The sequence below is a fragment of the Ornithinimicrobium pekingense DSM 21552 genome (assembly GCF_000421185.1).
Taxonomy (GTDB): Bacteria; Actinomycetota; Actinomycetes; order Actinomycetales; family Dermatophilaceae; genus Ornithinicoccus; species Ornithinicoccus pekingensis.
In genome coordinates this window covers 131,248-146,682 of sequence record NZ_ATWJ01000011.1, presented here as the reverse complement: position 1 = coordinate 146,682, position 15,435 = coordinate 131,248, and the positions used below count along the sequence as shown (strand labels likewise).

Below are 15,435 nucleotides of genomic sequence, written 5' to 3'. Positions count from 1 at the left end.
ACCCTGCCCCGACCCGGCGGCCCGGCCGCCCCGCGCTCGCACCCGAGGAGATGCCCGTGTCCAACCTGCTCAGACTGATCGGCCGGCGCCTCATGGCGCTGCCGGTGATGATCCTGGGAGTCACCCTGCTGGTGTTCCTGGTGATGTCGCTCTCGCCGGCCGACCCCGCCCGGCTGGCGCTGGGGGAGTCGGCCTCGCCCGAGGCCCTGGAGGCCTACCGCGAGCGCAACGGCCTGGACCAGCCGCTCCTGACCCGCTACCTGAGCTTCCTCGTGGGTATGCTGCGCGGCGACCTCGGCACGACCAGCGGCAACGCCCCCGTCACGGAGGTGGTCGCGGCGGCCTTCCCGATCACGCTCCAGCTGACGTTCATCGGGCTGGCGATCGCGATCGTCCTGTCGCTGGTGCTGGGCGTGCTGGCCGCGCTCTACCGCGACCGGTTCGTCGACCAGGCGATCCGGGTGGCCTCGATCGCCGCGCTGGCCACGCCGTCGTTCTGGCTGGCGATCCTGCTCATCCAGTGGCTCGGCACGGTGCCGGGCGGGTGGGGGGTCTTCCCCGCGCTGATCCTGCAGTGGGTGCCCTTCGCCCAGGACCCGGGGCAGTACACCTCCAACATCGTGCTGCCGGCGCTGGCGCTGGCCGTGCCGGTCGCCGGCTCGCTCACGCGGGTCGTGCGCACGGCGATGGTGGAGGAGCTGGACCGTGACTACGTCCGCACCGCGATCGGCTCGGGCATCCCTCGGCGCGAGGTCGTGGCCCGCAACGTGCTGCGCAACGCGCTCATCACGCCGCTGACCGTGCTCGGGCTGCGGGTCGGCTACCTCATGGGTGGCGCCGTGATCATCGAGATCATCTTCAACATCCGCGCGATGGGCCAGCTCATCCTCGACGGGGTCACCCGCAACGACGTCTTCCTCGTGCAGGGCGTCACGCTCGTCGTCGCCATCGCCTTCATCGTCGTCAACATCGTGGTCGACCTGCTCTACGTGCTGGTCAACCCGAGGATCCGGAACATCTGATGCGACGCCGTCTCTCCGACCGACTCACCTCCGTCTCCGGCGCGCGCCTGGGCGCCCTGCGGGACCTGCCCCTCACGTCGAAGGTCGCCCTCGGCTTCCTCGTGCTGCTCGGGCTGGCGGCGCTGCTGGCCCCGGTGCTCGTGCCGGCCGGCCCCTACGCCATCGGCACCCCCGTGCAGCCGCCCGGCCCCGAGCACTGGTTCGGCACCGACGGCAGCGGCCGCGACATCTTCGCCCGCGTGGTCTACGGTGCGCGGTCCTCGCTGCTCATCGGTGTCCTCGCCACCGGCGGCGCGCTGCTGGCGGCGGCCGTGCTCGGCTCCGTGGCCGCCACCAGCGGCAAGGTCGTCTCCGAGGTCCTCATGCGGGTCCTCGACATCATCATGAGCTTTCCGGGCATCGCCCTGGCCGCCGTCTTCGTCGCGGTCTGGGGCACGAGCCTGCCGGTGATCATCTTCGCCATCGGCTTCCTCTACATGCCGCAGCTGTCCCGGGTCATCCGGGCCAACGTGCTGGCGCAGTTCGGCGAGGACTACGTCGCCGCGTCCCGCGTCATGGGGGCCGGGACGCCCCGCATCCTGGTCAAGCACGTCGCCCGCAACACCCTGGCGCCGATCATGGTCTTCGCCACCGTGCTCGTCGCCGACGCCATCGTGCTCGAGGCCTCGCTGTCGTTCATCAACGCCGGTGTCCGCCCGCCGGACCCGTCGTGGGGCAACATCCTGGCCGAGGGCAAGCAGCTGCTGCTGTCGGGCTACTGGTGGCCCACCTTCTTCCCCGGCCTGATGATCCTGCTGACGGTGCTGTCCCTCAACGTCCTCGCCGAGGGCCTCACCGACGCGCTCGCCAGCCCCCGGGTGCGCCGGCCCGTGGACGTCGACGAGGTGACGGCCGGGACGGCCCCCGCCGCCGAGGAGGTGGCCACCGTCGGCGCGACCGGCAGCACCGTCCCGCTGCCGGTCGACGGCGAGCAGGACGAGCAGGAGCTGACCGGGCAGGCCGACGTCGACGGCGGTGCCCGCGTCCTGGGCCGCACCGACGCCGAGCGGGCACGTGCGCTCCTGGCCGACAACCTCCATACCCTGCGCGTCTCGGAGGAGCGTCGCACCGACCGGCTCGTCTACGAGGACACCGCCGCCGAGCCGCTGCTGGAGGTGCGCCACCTGTCCATCGCCTTCCCGCAGGCGCACGGGGACGTCGACATCGTCGACGACGTGTCCTTCGGCGTCCGCCCCGGGGAGACCATGGGTCTGGTGGGGGAGTCGGGCTGCGGCAAGTCGATCACCGCTATGTCGATCATGGGCCTGCTGCCGCCCACCGCACGCATCACCGGCGAGATCCGCTTCGCCGGCCAGGACGTGCTGACCCTCGACCCCCGGCGCCGCAACGCGCTGCGCGGCCACGACATGGCGATGGTCTACCAGGACGCGCTGTCCAGCCTCAACCCCTCCATGCTCGTCAGCTCCCAGCTGCAGCAGCTCCTGCGCCGCGGCGGCAAGCGGTCGGCCACCGAGCTGATGGAGCTGGTCGGGCTCGACCCCCGGCGCACGCTGAAGTCCTACCCGCACGAGCTCTCCGGCGGCCAGCGCCAGCGGGTGCTCATCGCGATGGCGCTCACCCGCAACCCCCGCCTGCTCATCGCCGACGAGCCGACCACGGCGCTCGACGTAACCGTGCAGCAGCAGGTCGTGGACCTGCTCAACGAGCTGCGCCGTGAGCTGGGCTTCGCGATGGTCTTCGTCAGCCACGACCTGGCGCTCGTGGCCCAGCTGGCCCACCGCATCACGGTGATGTACGCCGGGCAGGTGGTCGAGCAGGGGGCCACCTCCGAGCTGCTGCTCGACCCGCGGCACGAGTACACCCGAGGGCTGCTGGGCTCGGTGCTCTCGATCGAGTCCGGCGCCGAACGGCTGCACCAGGTGCCCGGCACCGTGCCCTCCCCGCAGGACTTCGTCCACGGCGACCGCTTCGCGCCGCGCTCGGTGCACCGGGGCGTCGGGCTCGGGACCCGCCCCGACCTGCGCCTCGTGCCCGGCACCACGCACCGCTACGCCACCACCGACGCCCTGGAGGCCGCGAAGGCTCAGGAGGCCCGCCGATGAGCGCCCCGACCACCCGCACCCCCGCACCGGCCGCAGCCGCCGCCCCGCCCCCCGTCATCGAGCTGCGCGACGTGCACGTGGTGCACCGCGCACGCACCGGCAGCCTGTTCCGCCCCGACAAGGTCCACGCCGTCGCCGGCGTCGACTTCACCGTCGGCCGCGGCGAGACCGTGGGGATCGTGGGGGAGTCCGGCTGCGGCAAGTCCACCCTGGCCCGCGTCATGGTCGGCCTGCAGCGCCCCACGAGCGGGGAGGTGCTCTTCCGCGGCGAGCGGCTGCGCCACCGTGGCCGGGACCGCCGCACGCTCGGCCGGGCCGTCTCCGTGGTCTTCCAGGACCCGGCCACGGCGCTCAACCCGCGCATGGTCGTGCGCGAGCAGCTCGTCGACCCCCTGCGCGTGCACGGGATCGGCAGCGAGCGCTCCCGGCTGGAGCGCGTGCGCGAGCTGGTCAGCCTCGTCGGCCTGCCGCAGTCCGCGCTGGAGGTGCTGCCGCGGCAGATCTCCGGCGGGCAGCGCCAGCGGGTGGCCATCGCCCGCGCGCTGACCCTCGAGCCCGACGTGGTCGTGGCCGACGAGCCCACCTCGGCGCTCGACGTCTCGGTGCGGGCCCAGGTGCTCAACCTGCTCACCGACCTCAAGGACGAGCTCGGGCTCGGCCTGGTCTTCATCAGCCACGACATCAGCACGGTGCGCTACGTCTCCGACCGGGTCGCGGTGATGAACGCCGGGCGGGTCGTGGAGACCGGCCCCGCCGACGTCGTGCTGGGCAACCCCGCCGACCCCTACACCCGCACGCTGCTGGCCGCGACGCCCTCGCTGCTGTGACCACCCCCGAAAGGACTCCCATGACCGACCGGCTCCGAGGCGTCGTCCCGCCCGTCCTCACCCCCTTCACCGCGGACGGCCAGATCGACCTGCCCTCCCTCGAGCGGCTCGTCGCCCGGCTGGTCGACGGAGGCGTCGACGGCATCTTCGCCCTCGGCTCCAGCAGCGAGACCGCCTTCCTCGACGACACCCGTCGCGCCGCAGCCCTCGAGGCCGTCACCAGCTTCGTCGACGGGCGGGTGCCGGTGCTCGCCGGTGTCATCGACACCCAGGTCGAGCGGGTGCTCGCGCACGCCCGCGTGGCCGAGCGCGTCGGTGCCGCCGGGATCGTGGCCACCGCGCCCTTCTACGCCGTCACCGGCCCGGCCGAGGTCGAGGCCTCCTTCCGCGCGCTCGCCGAGGGCACCAGCCTGCCGGTGTGGGCCTACGACATCCCGGTCTGCACCCACTACAAGCTGCCGCCGGACCTGCTCGTCCGCCTGGGCGTCGAGGGCGTGCTCACCGGTGTCAAGGACTCCTCCGGCGACGACGTGAGCTTCCGCCGGCTGGCGATGATGAACCGCGCCGCCGGAGAGCCGCTGACCCTGCTGACCGGCCACGAGGTCGTCGTCGACGGCGCCTACCTGGCCGGCGCCCACGGCTCCGTGCCCGGGCTCGGCAACGTCGACCCGGCCGGCTACGTGCGGATGGACCGCGCGGCCCGGGCCGGCGACTGGGAGACCGTGCGCGCCGAGCAGGACCGCCTCGCTGCGCTCTTCGAGATCGTCTTCGTCCCCTCCGACCGGGTCGGTCCCGCAGCCGGCATCGGGGCCTTCAAGACGGCTCTGCACCACCTCGGCGTCCTCGACACCAACGTCATGGCACCGCCGCTGGTCCCGCTCGGGGCCGACCACGCCGGGCGCATCGCCGAGCTGTGCGCCGCCGCCGGCCTGGAGTGAGGTGAACCCCACCCTGGCCGTCGACATCGGCGGCACGAAGATCGCCGCCGGTCTCGTCCCGGGACACGGCGGCGGCACGGCGGTGGAGCACCTCACGACCGTCCCCACGCCCGCCGCAGAGGGTGGTGAGGCGGTGGTGCAGGCCGCCCTGGGGGCGGCACGCACCGTCCTCGACGCGGCCGCCGAACCCCCGGCCCGGGTCGGCATCTCCTCGGCGGGGACGGTGGAGCCGGGCACCGGGCGGGTCACCCACGCCACGAACCTCATCCTCGGGTGGGCGGGCACCCCCCTGGGCGAGCGGTTCACGGAGGCGCTCGGGATGCCCACGGCCGTGCTCAACGACGTCCACGCGCACGGGCTGGGGGAGGTGCTGGGCGGTGCCGCCACCGGGACCCGGTCGGCCCTCGTCGTGGCAATCGGCACCGGCATCGGCGGCTGTCACGTCGTGGACGGGGCACCGGTCCTGGGCGCGCGCGGGGTCGCCGGCCACGTGGGGCACGTGCCCGTCGCCGAGGCGTCGGGCCTGCGGTGCAGCTGCGGCCACGACGGTCACCTGGAGGCCCTGGCCTCGGGAACCGGCGTGGCGGCCGAGATGCAGCGTCGCACCGGCCGGCGGCTCAGCGGCCGGGAGGTCGCGGCGCTCGCCGGTGCCTCTGCCGACGCCGTCCGCGCCGACGCCGTCCAGCGCGACGACCCGGACGCGCCCGTGGCGCGGGAGGTGCTCGCCCTCGCGGGGCGTGCGACCGGCCGCGCCCTCGGCGGGCTGCTCAACGTGCTCGACCCCCAGGTGCTCGTCGTCGGCGGGGGGCTGAGCCAGGCCGGCGGGCCGTGGCGCCAGGCCCTGCTCGAGGGCGTGCGGGAGCAGGCGATGGACGTCGTCGCCGACGTCCCGGTCCGGTTCTCCGACCTCGGCGTCCAGGCTGCGCTGCGCGGTGCGGCGCACTGGGCGACCGAGCACTGCATACCCTGATCACACCCGTCCCACCACCCCCGCAGGAGCGCCCATGACCACCCACCCCGACGACATCGTGACGGCCCTGCGGGGCCGGCTCGTGGTGTCGTGCCAGGCCTACCCCGGCGAGCCTCTCCGGTCGCCGGAGGTGATGGCGGCGGTGGCCGCAGCCGTGGTCGAGGGCGGCGCCGCGGCGGTGCGCGTGCAGGGCGTGGAGGACGTGCGCGCGGCCGTGGAGCGGGTCGACGTGCCCGTCGTCGGACTGTGGAAGGACGGCGACGCGGGCGTGTACATCACCCCGACCCTCCGGCACGCCCGGGCGGTCGCGGAGGCCGGCGCGCACGTCGTCGCCGTCGACGCCACGCTGCGCACGCGGCAGGACGGCAGCACGTTCGCCGACACGGTGCGCATGCTGCACGAGGAGCACGGGGTGCTGGTCATGGCCGACTGCGACGACCTGGCCTCGGCGGTCGCCGCCGCGGAGGCGGGTGCCGACCTCGTGGGCACCACGCTGGCGGGTTACACCGCGGCCCGTCCCCGGACGGAGGGGCCCGACCTGGAGCTGCTGCGCGAGGTGACCGCCGCGCTGCCGGGCCACCCGGTGGTCGCGGAGGGGCGGATCCACACCCACGCCCACGCGGCCGCGGCGCTCGCGGCCGGTGCCCACGCCGTCTGCGTCGGCACCGCGATCACCCACCCCACCTCGCTCACGCGGTGGTTCGTGGACGCGATGGGAGCAGGCTGATGGAGGTCGTCATCCTCGAGGGCGCCGAGCAGGTCGGCAGGGTCGGTGCCGACGCGGTGGCCCAGCACGTCGCGCGGGACCCGCGGGCCGTGCTGGGCCTGGCGACCGGCTCCAGCCCGCTGCACGTCTACCGTGAGCTCGGCGCGCGCGTGGCCCGGGACGAGCTGAGCCTGGCGGGGTGCCGGGCCTTCCTGCTCGACGAGTACGTCGGGCTGCCCGCCGACCACCCCGAGACCTACCGCAACGTCATCCACCGCGACCTGGTCGAGCACGTGGACCTCGACCCCGCGGCCGTCCGCGGCCCCGACGGCTGCGCCGCCGACCTGCCCGGCGAGTGCGCCTCCTACGAGCAGGCCATCGCCGACGCGGGAGGGGTCGACGTCCAGCTGCTCGGCATCGGGGCCACCGGGCACATCGCCTTCAACGAGCCGGGGTCCTCGCTGGCCTCCCGCACCCGGGTCAAGACGCTGACCCGGCGGACCCGCCTCGACAACGCCCGGTTCTTCGGCGGCGACGTCGACGCCGTGCCGACGCACTGCCTCACGCAGGGCGTCGCCACCATCCTCGACGCACGCCACCTGGTCCTGGTCGCCCTGGGCGCCGCGAAGGCCGAGGCCGTGCACCAGATGGTCGAGGGCCCCGTCAGCGCGCTCTGGCCCGCGTCGGCGCTGCAGCTGCACCCGCACGTCACCGTCCTGCTCGACGACGCTGCGGCGTCCCGGCTGCAGCTGGCCGACTACTACCGCGAGACCTGGTCGGCCAAGCCGGACTGGCAGGATCTGTGAGATGACGACCCAGGTGCTGCGTGCCGACCGGGTGCTCACGCCCGACCGGGAGGTCGTCGACGGCTGGGTCCTCGTCGAGGACGACCGGATCGTCGAGGTCGGGCAGGGAGAGGGTCCCGACGGGCCCTGGGGACCACCCGGCCCGAGGTATGCGGTGCTCTGCCCCGGGTTCGTCGACATCCACAACCACGGCGGTGGGGGATCGGCGTTCGGCGACGGCGCCCACGCCGCGCTCCGGGCGCGGGAGGCGCACCTGCGGCACGGGACGACGACGATGGTCGCGAGCCTGGTGACCGAGTCGGCCGACGTGCTGGCCCAGCAGGTGCGGGCCCTGCGGCCCCTCGTGGAGGCCGGCGACCTCGGTGGCATCCACCTCGAGGGTCCCTGGCTGGCCGAGCGGTGGTGCGGGGCCCACCCGCCCGGCCTGCTCCGCGACCCCGACCCGGCCGAGGTCGCGGCGCTCGCCGACGCTGCCGGTGACGCGCTGGTGATGGTCACCCTGGCCCCCGAGCGCCCCGGTGCGCTCGAGGCCGTGCGGCAGCTGGTGGGCCGCGGCGTGCGCGTGGCCGTCGGGCACACCGACGCCTCCTACGAGCAGACGCGGGTCGCGATCGAGTCGGGGGCGAGCGTGGCGACCCACCTCTACAACGGCTCCCGCCCGCACCACCACCGCGAGCCCGGCCCGACGCTGGCGCTGCTGGAGGACGACCGGGTGTGGGTCGAGACCATCGCCGACGGGGTCCACCAGCACCTCGCCGTCGTGCGCGCGACGGCCCGCCGGGCGGGGGCGCGGTGGGTGCTGGTCTCCGACGCGATGGCCGCGGCCCTGGCCGGGGACGGCAGCTACACGCTGGGCCGGCTCGCCGTCGACGTGGTCGACGGCGTGGCCCGGCTCCGCGAGGGCGGCTCGATCGCGGGCAGCACCCTGAGCCTCGACCGGGCGGTGCGGACCGCGGTGGCCGCCGGGGTCCCGCTGCGCCAGGCCGTGCACGCCGCCACGGCGGCTCCGGCCGCGGCGATGGGGTGGGACGACCTCGGACGGCTCGAGCCCGGGTGCCGGGCGGACGTGGTGGCCCTCGACGCCGACCTGCACGTCGGGGCCGTCTGGCTCGCCGGGCACCCCGTGGGGTCCCCGACGGCCTGACGGCCCCGGACGTGGCGGCCGGCCCTGAGCCGGGCCGACGCGGTTGCTCAGACCAGGTCGAAGCGGTCCAGCTCCATCACCTTGGTCCACGCGGCGACGAAGTCGCGGACGAACTTCTCCTGGGCGTCGTCACCGCCGTAGACCTCGGCGAAGCCGCGCAGCTGGGAGTGGGACCCGAAGACCAGGTCGACCGCGGTGGCGGTCCAGCGGGCCTCACCCGTGGCGCCGTCACGGATCTCGTAGACGCCGTCCTCGCCGACCTTGGCCCACTCCATACCCGGGGTGAGCAGGTTGACGAAGAAGTCGTTGGTGAGGACGCCGGGGCGGTCGGTGAGCACCCCGTGGGTGGTGCCGCCGTGGTTGGTGCCCAGTGCCCGCAGGCCGCCAACGAGGACGGTCATCTCCGGCGCGGTCAGACGCAGCGTGTAGGCCTTGTCGACCAGCAGGGTCTCCGGCGAGAGCTTCACGCCCGGCCGGACGTAGTTGCGGAAGCCGTCGGCGCGGGGCTCGAGCCACCGGAAGGAGTCGACGTCGGTCTGCTCCTGGGTCGCGTCCGTGCGGCCCGGGCGGAAGGGCACGGTGACGTCGACGCCGGCGTCACGGGCGGCCTTCTCCACGGCCGCCGAGCCCGCCAGCACGACGAGGTCGGCCATCGAGACCTGCGCACCGCCGCGCTCGTTGAACTCGCGCCGGACGCCCTCGAGCGACTCCAGGACCCGCGAGAGCTGCTCGGGCTGGTTGACCTCCCAGCCGCGCTGCGGCTCCAGCCGGATGCGGGCGCCGTTGGCGCCGCCGCGGTGGTCGGTGCGGCGGTAGGTCGACGCCGACGCCCACGCGGTGGAGACCAGTTCGGAGACGCTCAGACCGGAGTCGAGGACCGCGGCCTTGAGCGCGGCCACGTCGGCGTCGCCGAGCGGCTCGCCCTCGGCCGGCGGGACCGGGTCCTGCCAGATCTGCGGCTCGGGCACCTCCGGGCCGACGTAGCGGGTCACCGGGCCCATGTCACGGTGCAGCAGCTTGTACCAGGCGCGGGCGAAGGCGTCGGCGAACTCCTCGGGGTTCTCGTGGAAGCGCCGCGAGATCTTCTCGTAGGCCGGGTCGAAGCGCAGCGCCAGGTCCGAGGTGAGCATGCGCGGCTCGCGCCGCTGCGAGGCGTCGTGCGCCATCGGCACCAGGCCGTCACCGGCACCGTTCCGCGGGCGCCACTGCCAGGCGCCTGCCGGCGACTGGAACTGCTCCCACTCGTAGGCGAAGAGGATGTGGAAGAACTCGTTGTCCCACCGGGTGGGGTGGTAGGTCCAGGTGACCTCCAGGCCGGAGGTGATGGTGTCGTCGCCCTTGCCGGTGCCGTGCGAGCTCTTCCAGCCCAGGCCCTGGGCCTCGAGCGGTGCGGCCTCGGGCTCGGGGCCGACCTGGTCGGCGTCCCCGGCGCCGTGGGTCTTGCCGAAGGTGTGACCGCCGGCGATGAGCGCGACGGTCTCCTCGTCGTTCATGCCCATCCGGGCGAAGGTGACGCGGATGTCGCGGGCGGAGGCGACGGGGTCGGGGTTGCCGTTGGGGCCCTCGGGGTTGACGTAGATCAGGCCCATCTGGACCGCGGCCAGGGCGTCGTCGAGCTCGCGGTCGCCGGCGTAGCGCTCGTCGCCGAGCCAGGCGTCCTCCGGGCCCCAGAAGACCTCCTCGGGCTCCCAGATGTCCTCCCGGCCGAAGCCGAAGCCGAAGGTCGGCAAGCCCATGTCCTCCAGGGCCACGTTGCCGGCGAAGACGATGAGGTCGGCCCAGGACAGCTGCTGGCCGTACTTCTTCTTGACCGGCCACAGCAGGCGGCGGGCCTTGTCGAGCTGGACGTTGTCGGGCCAGCTGTTGAGCGGGGCGAAGCGCTGCCCGCCGTCACCCCCGCCACCGCGACCGTCGTGCACCCGGTAGGTGCCGGCCGAGTGCCAGCTCATCCGGATGAAGAGGCCGCCGTAGTGGCCGAAGTCGGCCGGCCACCAGTCCTGGGAGGTGCGCATGACCTCGACGATGTCGGCCTTGAGCGCCTCCACGTCGATCTCCTGGACCGCCGCGCGGTAGTCGAAGCCGGGGTCCAGCGGGTTGATCGCGGGGTTGTTGGTGTGCAGCACCGTCAGGTCCAGCTGGTTGGGCCACCAGTCCTTGTTGGTGCGCGGGCGGGTGCCGGTCTGGGGCTCCGGGGAGTCGATCGCCGGGTTCTCGCTCTCGCTGCCGCCCTGGGCGGTGGCGGAGTCGTGCATCACCGGGCAGCCGCCCTCGGCCTTGCGGTCCACCCCCTGGGGGCTCTCGGGGTGGGTGTCGTGCTGGGTGTCGCTCATGGCGTCGGCGTCCTTCCGGCGTTACTTTTCGGGGGTGAGGGCGGCCGCGCAGCCGGGGCAGGTGCCCCAGTAGACGACCTCCGCCTCGTCGACCACGAAGCCGTGGCTGTCGGAGGCGGTGAGGCAGGGGGCGTGCCCGACGGCGCACTCGACGTCGGCGATCGTGCCGCACGAGCGGCAGACGACGTGATGGTGGTTGTCGCCGACCCGCGCCTCGTAGCGGGCGGTGGCGCCCGCGGGCTGGATGCGGCGCAGCAGGCCGGCCTCGGTCAGCACGCGCAGCACGTCGTAGACGGCCTGGTGCGAGACCGCCCCCAGGTCGGCCCGCACGAGGCGGATGAGCGCGTCGGTGTCGGCGTGGGGGTGGTCGTGCACGGCGGCCAGCACCGCGAGGCGGGGACGGGTCACGCGCAGGGAGGCGCCCCGCAGCACCGAGGTGAGGTCCTGGGGTGCCATAGGCGTGCCATCCTGACCGACAGACTGGAACGAGTCAAGACTGCTTCGGCGTGGCGTGGCGTGGCTCGTCCTGTCGGCCGCGGCCTCCTGCAGGTGCGGCGCTGCGCCGCGCCGCCTTGGTCCGGCCCGGGTAGCGTCCGGGCATGCGGCTGGTGACCTGGAACGTCTTCCACGGCAGGAACACCCAGGACCTCCGGGTCGACGAGGCCCGCCTGGCCGGTGCCGTGGCGGACCTGGACGCCGACGTCCTGGCCCTGCAGGAGGTCGACCGCGGGCAGCCGCGCTCGGGGTTCGTCGACGTGACCGACGTGGCGGCCGGTGCCATGGGCGCGGTCGACGCACGCTTCGTGCCGACGGTGGTGGGCGACCCGGCCACGACCTGGCGCCCCGCCGACGACGACGACCTCGGGCTGACCCGGGACGGCTACGGGGTGGCCCTGCTGACCAGGTTCCCCGTGCTGTCGTGGCACGTGCTGCGGCTGGCGCCCGCCCCGCTGGTGCGGATGCCCGTCCCGGTGCCGGGTATGCGGCGCGTGCTCTGGCTGGCCGACGAGCCGCGGGCGGTGGTGGCGGCCACGCTCGAGACCCCGGCGGGGGTGATGACGGTCGCCTGCACCCACCTGTCCTTCGTGCCGGGCGTCAACGCGGCGCAGCTGCGGCGCACGGCGCGCTGGCTGCGGGGCCTGCCGGGCCCGCAGGTCCTCCTGGGCGACCTCAACCTGCCCGCCGCCCTGGTGCCCCGGCTGACCGGCGCGTCGCTGCTGGCGCGGGCGAGGACCTACCCGATGGCGCGACCCCGCGTGCAGGTCGACCACGTGGTCGGCCTCGGCGCGCTGCCGCCCGTGCGGGCGGTCAGCACGCCGAGGCCGCCGGTGTCCGACCACGCCCCGGTCGTCGTGGACCTGGACGTGGCGCCGGGTCACCGCATGCGGTAGCGGACCAGCGAGCCGTTGCCGGTCTCGTCGAAGACGCCGGTCGTGGCCCAGACGTGTCGGCCGTCGGACTCGACGTCACCGGGGCTGGGCACCTCGAAGAGCGTCCAGGCCGTCTTGCGGCCCTTCGGGATCACCGAGACCTCCCCGGCGAACATCTCGGCGACGACGACGTCCCTGCCGTGCACGGCGAGCCCGGTCGCGCCGTGCATGCCGCCGGCCAGCCAGGTGGCCCTGCCGGAGCGGGGGTCGACCCGGTAGACCGAGCTCAGCGGCTGCACCTCGCCCAGCCAGCCCTGCAGGGTCGAGACGTAGAGCGTGCCGTCCTTGCCGACCTCGACGTCGGTCGGCACCGGCTCAGGCACGAAGGTGGCGTCCTCGAGGCAGTCCGGGACGTCCACGCCGGTCGCCCCCTCGACCGTGGCCATGACCTCGGCCGTGAACGTCACCTTCCGGGCCGGCAGCACGGCGACCGTGCGGATCTTCCCCGACCGCCCGTCGACCTTGAGGATCGCGTTGGCCGCGGCGTCCGCGACGTAGATGTCGTCCTTGACCACCGTGGTCTGGTAGCCGTGGGACTCCACGATGCCCTTGTAGGCGGACAGCGGGGGCAGGTTGCCGGCGTTGTCGGTCTCGAACTGTGCCAGCTCCTGGGCGCAGCTGCGGCCCAGCCCCACGAAGCCGTAGGTCTGCCGGCGGTCCGGGTTCTTCCTCGCCTCGTAGGCGAAGAGGTCCTGGCTGACCCGGTCGACCTCGCCGTGGCGGTCGACGCGGTTGACGTAGCTGGTGCCGGCCGCGTAGTCGGTGTCGACGTAGTAGACCGCGCCGCGGCGGCCCAGGCTCACGCCGACCACCTCCTGGCTCTCCGGGTCGGCGGCCGCGACGAGGTTGGTGACCTCGCCCGACCTGCTGACCCGGGAGAGCAGGCCGGCGAAGGTCTGCGTGACGTAGGCGGTGCGGCCGTGGTCGACGGCCAGGGTGAGCGGCCCGACGAGGCCGGTGGCGACCGTCTCCGGGGCGCGGTCGCGGTGGTCGCGATCGCGGTCCCCGTGAGCCAGGGACGGTGCTGCGGCCAGGGTGGCCGCGAGGGTGCCGGCGCAGATGCCGGCGAGGAACGACGAACGACGCATCGATGTCTCCCTGCGGGTGTGGGTCCTGGTGGCGTGCCGGCCCTCCTGCTCCCGGTGCCCCCACCGACTGAGACTCGAAGGCGGACCCGTCTCAGACCTGCCACGGTAGGGCCGGTCGAGGACCCTGTAAAGGAGCCTGCGGCCGGTCGTGCGCGCCCCGGATGGGAGACTGTGGCGCATGCCCGCGCACCTGCTCGACCGGATCCTCGCCGACCCCGACGGGCTGTCCTGGGCCGTGCTGTGGCGGGAGGGGCAGGAGCTCGTCGAGGTGCTGGTGGGGGACGTCCTCGACCTCGACCTGCTGCGCGAGGTCCCGCGGCCGCGGCCGGACCTGCCGGTGCTCGCGCTCGTGCCCTACCGCCAGATCGCCGAGCGGGGCTTCGACGTGCACGACGACGGCACGCCCCTGCGCGTGCTGAGCGCGACGGCATACCAGCGGCTGTCCGTGGACGAGCTCGTGGCGGCGCTGCCGCAGGGGACGGTCGAGGTCGACGGCGAGCGGTTCAGCGTGAGCGACGACGACTACGCGGCCACGGTCGAGCGAGTCATCGAGGAGGAGATCGGGCAGGGGGAGGGCGCCAACTTCGTCATCCGCCGCGACGTCGTCGCCCGCACCACCGCCGACCCCGCGACCGCTGCGCTGACCTGGCTGCGGACCCTGCTCGTCGACGAGCGTGGCGCCTACTGGTCCTTCGCCGTGCACACGCCCGGCCACACGCTCGTGGGCGCCACCCCGGAGCGGCACGTCAGCGTGCGCGACGGACGCGTGTGGATGAACCCCATCTCCGGCACCTTCCGTCACCCCTCGGACGACCCGGACGGAACCGAGCTGCGGGAGTCGTTCTCAGCCTTCGTCAAGGACACCAAGGAGACCGAGGAGCTCTTCATGGTCGTCGACGAGGAGATGAAGATGATGGCCCAGATCTGCTCGCACGGCGGGCGGATCGCCGGCCCCTACCTCAAGCAGATGGCCCACCTGACGCACACGGAGTACCTCCTCGACGGCTCGAGCGAGGCCGACGTGCGCGACGTGCTGCGTCTGACCATGTTCGCGCCCACCGTGACCGGCTCGCCGATGGAGAACGCCTGCACGGTGATCCGCCGGCACGAGCCGACCGGCCGCGGCTACTACTCCGGCGTCCTCGCCCTGCTCGACCTGGACGAGGAGGGCGGCGAGCGCCTGGACGCCCCGATCCTCATCCGCACCGCCCACGTCGACGACGCCGGCACGGTCACCGTCAGCGCCGGTGCGACGCTGGTCCGCCACTCCGACCCGCGTTCGGAGGTCGCCGAGACCGCGGCCAAGGCACGGGGCATGCTCGCCGCTCTCGGCCTGCGCCCACGCCGGCAGCTGAGGTATGACGTGCAGCTCGCCACGCTGCCCGGCGTCGCCGAGGACCTGGCCGCCCGCAACGAGTCGCTCTCACCCTTCTGGCTCGCGCCGCAGGAGTCCCGGCCCGACCCCGAGCTGGCGGGGCGGCGGGTGCTGCTCGTCGACGCGGAGGACACCTGGACGCAGATGCTGGCCCACATGGTGCGCCACGTGGGGATGGTGGCCGAGGTGCGCCGCTGGGAGCAGGTCGACGAGGCCGACGTGCTGGACGAGGACCTCGACCTGGTCCTCTACGGGCCCGGCCCAGGTGACCCCGCCGACCAGGCGGACGAGCGGGTCGTGCGGCTGCGCGACCTGCTCTCCGCCCGGCTGGAGGCGGGCCGGCCGGTGCTGGCCGTGTGCCTGTCCCACCAGGTGCTGGCCGACCTCGCCGGGCTGCGCATCGCCCGCCTCTCCCCGACCAACCAGGGGGTGCAGCTGCCGGTCGACCTGTGGGGGACGGTGCGCCGCATCGGCTTCTACAACACCTTCGTGGCCCGGCCGCCGGCCGGCGGGGTGTCGGTCGCGGGGCGTCCCCTCGAGGTGGCCGTGCACGAGCCCGACGACGCGGTGGTCGGGCTCCGCGGGCCGGGGGTGGCCTCGATCCAGGGCCACGCCGAGTCGGTGCTCTCCCGTGACGGGCTCGCGGCCCTGCACTCGCTGATCCGGCACGCGCTGCTCGGTCGCTGACCAGGGCGCC

The 15,435-nt window shown here is 74.1% G+C and carries 13 protein-coding genes; 10 read left to right on the top strand and 3 right to left on the bottom strand.

From position 1 onward, the window contains the following. The first annotated feature begins 56 nt into the window (after positions 1 to 56). From K330_RS0111950 to K330_RS20935, 8 genes are read left to right on the top strand one after another with little or no spacing between them, the layout of a single operon-like run. Positions 57 to 1,022 (top strand): ABC transporter permease, encoded by a 966-nt coding sequence (locus K330_RS0111950; RefSeq protein ID WP_022922054.1) that lies wholly within the window; start codon positions 57 to 59, stop codon positions 1,020 to 1,022. Then, positions 1,022 to 3,124 carry a dipeptide/oligopeptide/nickel ABC transporter permease/ATP-binding protein gene (locus tag K330_RS0111945; protein ID WP_022922053.1) on the top strand — a complete coding sequence of 701 codons (2,103 nt, stop codon included), beginning with the start codon at positions 1,022 to 1,024 and terminating at the stop codon, positions 3,122 to 3,124. Before K330_RS0111950 ends, K330_RS0111945 begins: the two co-directional genes overlap by 1 nt. Then, complete coding sequence (locus K330_RS0111940) at positions 3,121 to 3,951, top strand: ATP-binding cassette domain-containing protein (protein WP_022922052.1); 831 nt, start codon at positions 3,121 to 3,123, stop codon at positions 3,949 to 3,951. Before K330_RS0111945 ends, K330_RS0111940 begins: the two co-directional genes overlap by 4 nt. 20 nt (positions 3,952 to 3,971) lie before the next feature. Next, positions 3,972 to 4,889, top strand: coding sequence for a dihydrodipicolinate synthase family protein (locus tag K330_RS0111935; RefSeq protein ID WP_022922051.1), 918 nt, complete (start codon positions 3,972 to 3,974; stop codon positions 4,887 to 4,889). A 1-nt stretch (position 4,890) separates the two neighbouring features. Next, entirely contained in the window at positions 4,891 to 5,859 is a 969-nt protein-coding gene (locus K330_RS0111930) for an ROK family protein (protein ID WP_022922050.1), read from the top strand. Between the two features lie 34 nt (positions 5,860 to 5,893). Then, on the top strand, positions 5,894 to 6,586 hold the full coding sequence (locus tag K330_RS0111925; RefSeq protein WP_022922049.1) for an N-acetylmannosamine-6-phosphate 2-epimerase: 693 nt from the start codon (positions 5,894 to 5,896) through the stop codon (positions 6,584 to 6,586). Continuing rightward, complete coding sequence (gene nagB, locus K330_RS0111920) at positions 6,586 to 7,371, top strand: glucosamine-6-phosphate deaminase (RefSeq protein WP_022922048.1); 786 nt, start codon at positions 6,586 to 6,588, stop codon at positions 7,369 to 7,371. Before K330_RS0111925 ends, nagB begins: the two co-directional genes overlap by 1 nt. Position 7,372: 1 nt before the next feature. Then, a complete protein-coding gene (locus tag K330_RS20935) occupies positions 7,373 to 8,515 on the top strand; it encodes an N-acetylglucosamine-6-phosphate deacetylase (RefSeq protein WP_022922047.1) in 1,143 nt (380 codons plus the stop codon). A 47-nt stretch (positions 8,516 to 8,562) separates the two neighbouring features. Here the strand turns inward: K330_RS20935 and katG are convergent, their stop codons facing one another. After that, positions 8,563 to 10,845, bottom strand: coding sequence for a catalase/peroxidase HPI (gene katG / locus K330_RS0111910; protein WP_022922046.1), 2,283 nt, complete (start codon positions 10,843 to 10,845; stop codon positions 8,563 to 8,565). Positions 10,846 to 10,866: 21 nt separating this feature from the next. Beyond that, positions 10,867 to 11,301 (bottom strand): Fur family transcriptional regulator, encoded by a 435-nt coding sequence (locus tag K330_RS0111905; RefSeq protein WP_022922045.1) that lies wholly within the window; start codon positions 11,299 to 11,301, stop codon positions 10,867 to 10,869. Between the two features lie 143 nt (positions 11,302 to 11,444). On the opposite strand from K330_RS0111905, the gene K330_RS0111900 reads away from it, so the two are divergent. Continuing rightward, positions 11,445 to 12,236, top strand: a complete 792-nt coding sequence (locus K330_RS0111900; RefSeq protein ID WP_022922044.1) for an endonuclease/exonuclease/phosphatase family protein — start codon at positions 11,445 to 11,447, stop codon at positions 12,234 to 12,236. On the opposite strand, the gene K330_RS22795 is transcribed toward K330_RS0111900, so the two are convergent. Further along, complete coding sequence (locus tag K330_RS22795; RefSeq protein WP_022922043.1) at positions 12,221 to 13,363, bottom strand: ScyD/ScyE family protein; 1,143 nt, start codon at positions 13,361 to 13,363, stop codon at positions 12,221 to 12,223. The genes K330_RS0111900 and K330_RS22795 overlap by 16 nt on opposite strands. Before the next feature lie 178 nt (positions 13,364 to 13,541). On the opposite strand from K330_RS22795, the gene K330_RS0111890 reads away from it, so the two are divergent. After that, positions 13,542 to 15,425 (top strand): anthranilate synthase family protein, encoded by a 1,884-nt coding sequence (locus K330_RS0111890; protein WP_022922042.1) that lies wholly within the window; start codon positions 13,542 to 13,544, stop codon positions 15,423 to 15,425. The last annotated feature ends 10 nt before the right edge of the window (positions 15,426 to 15,435 follow it).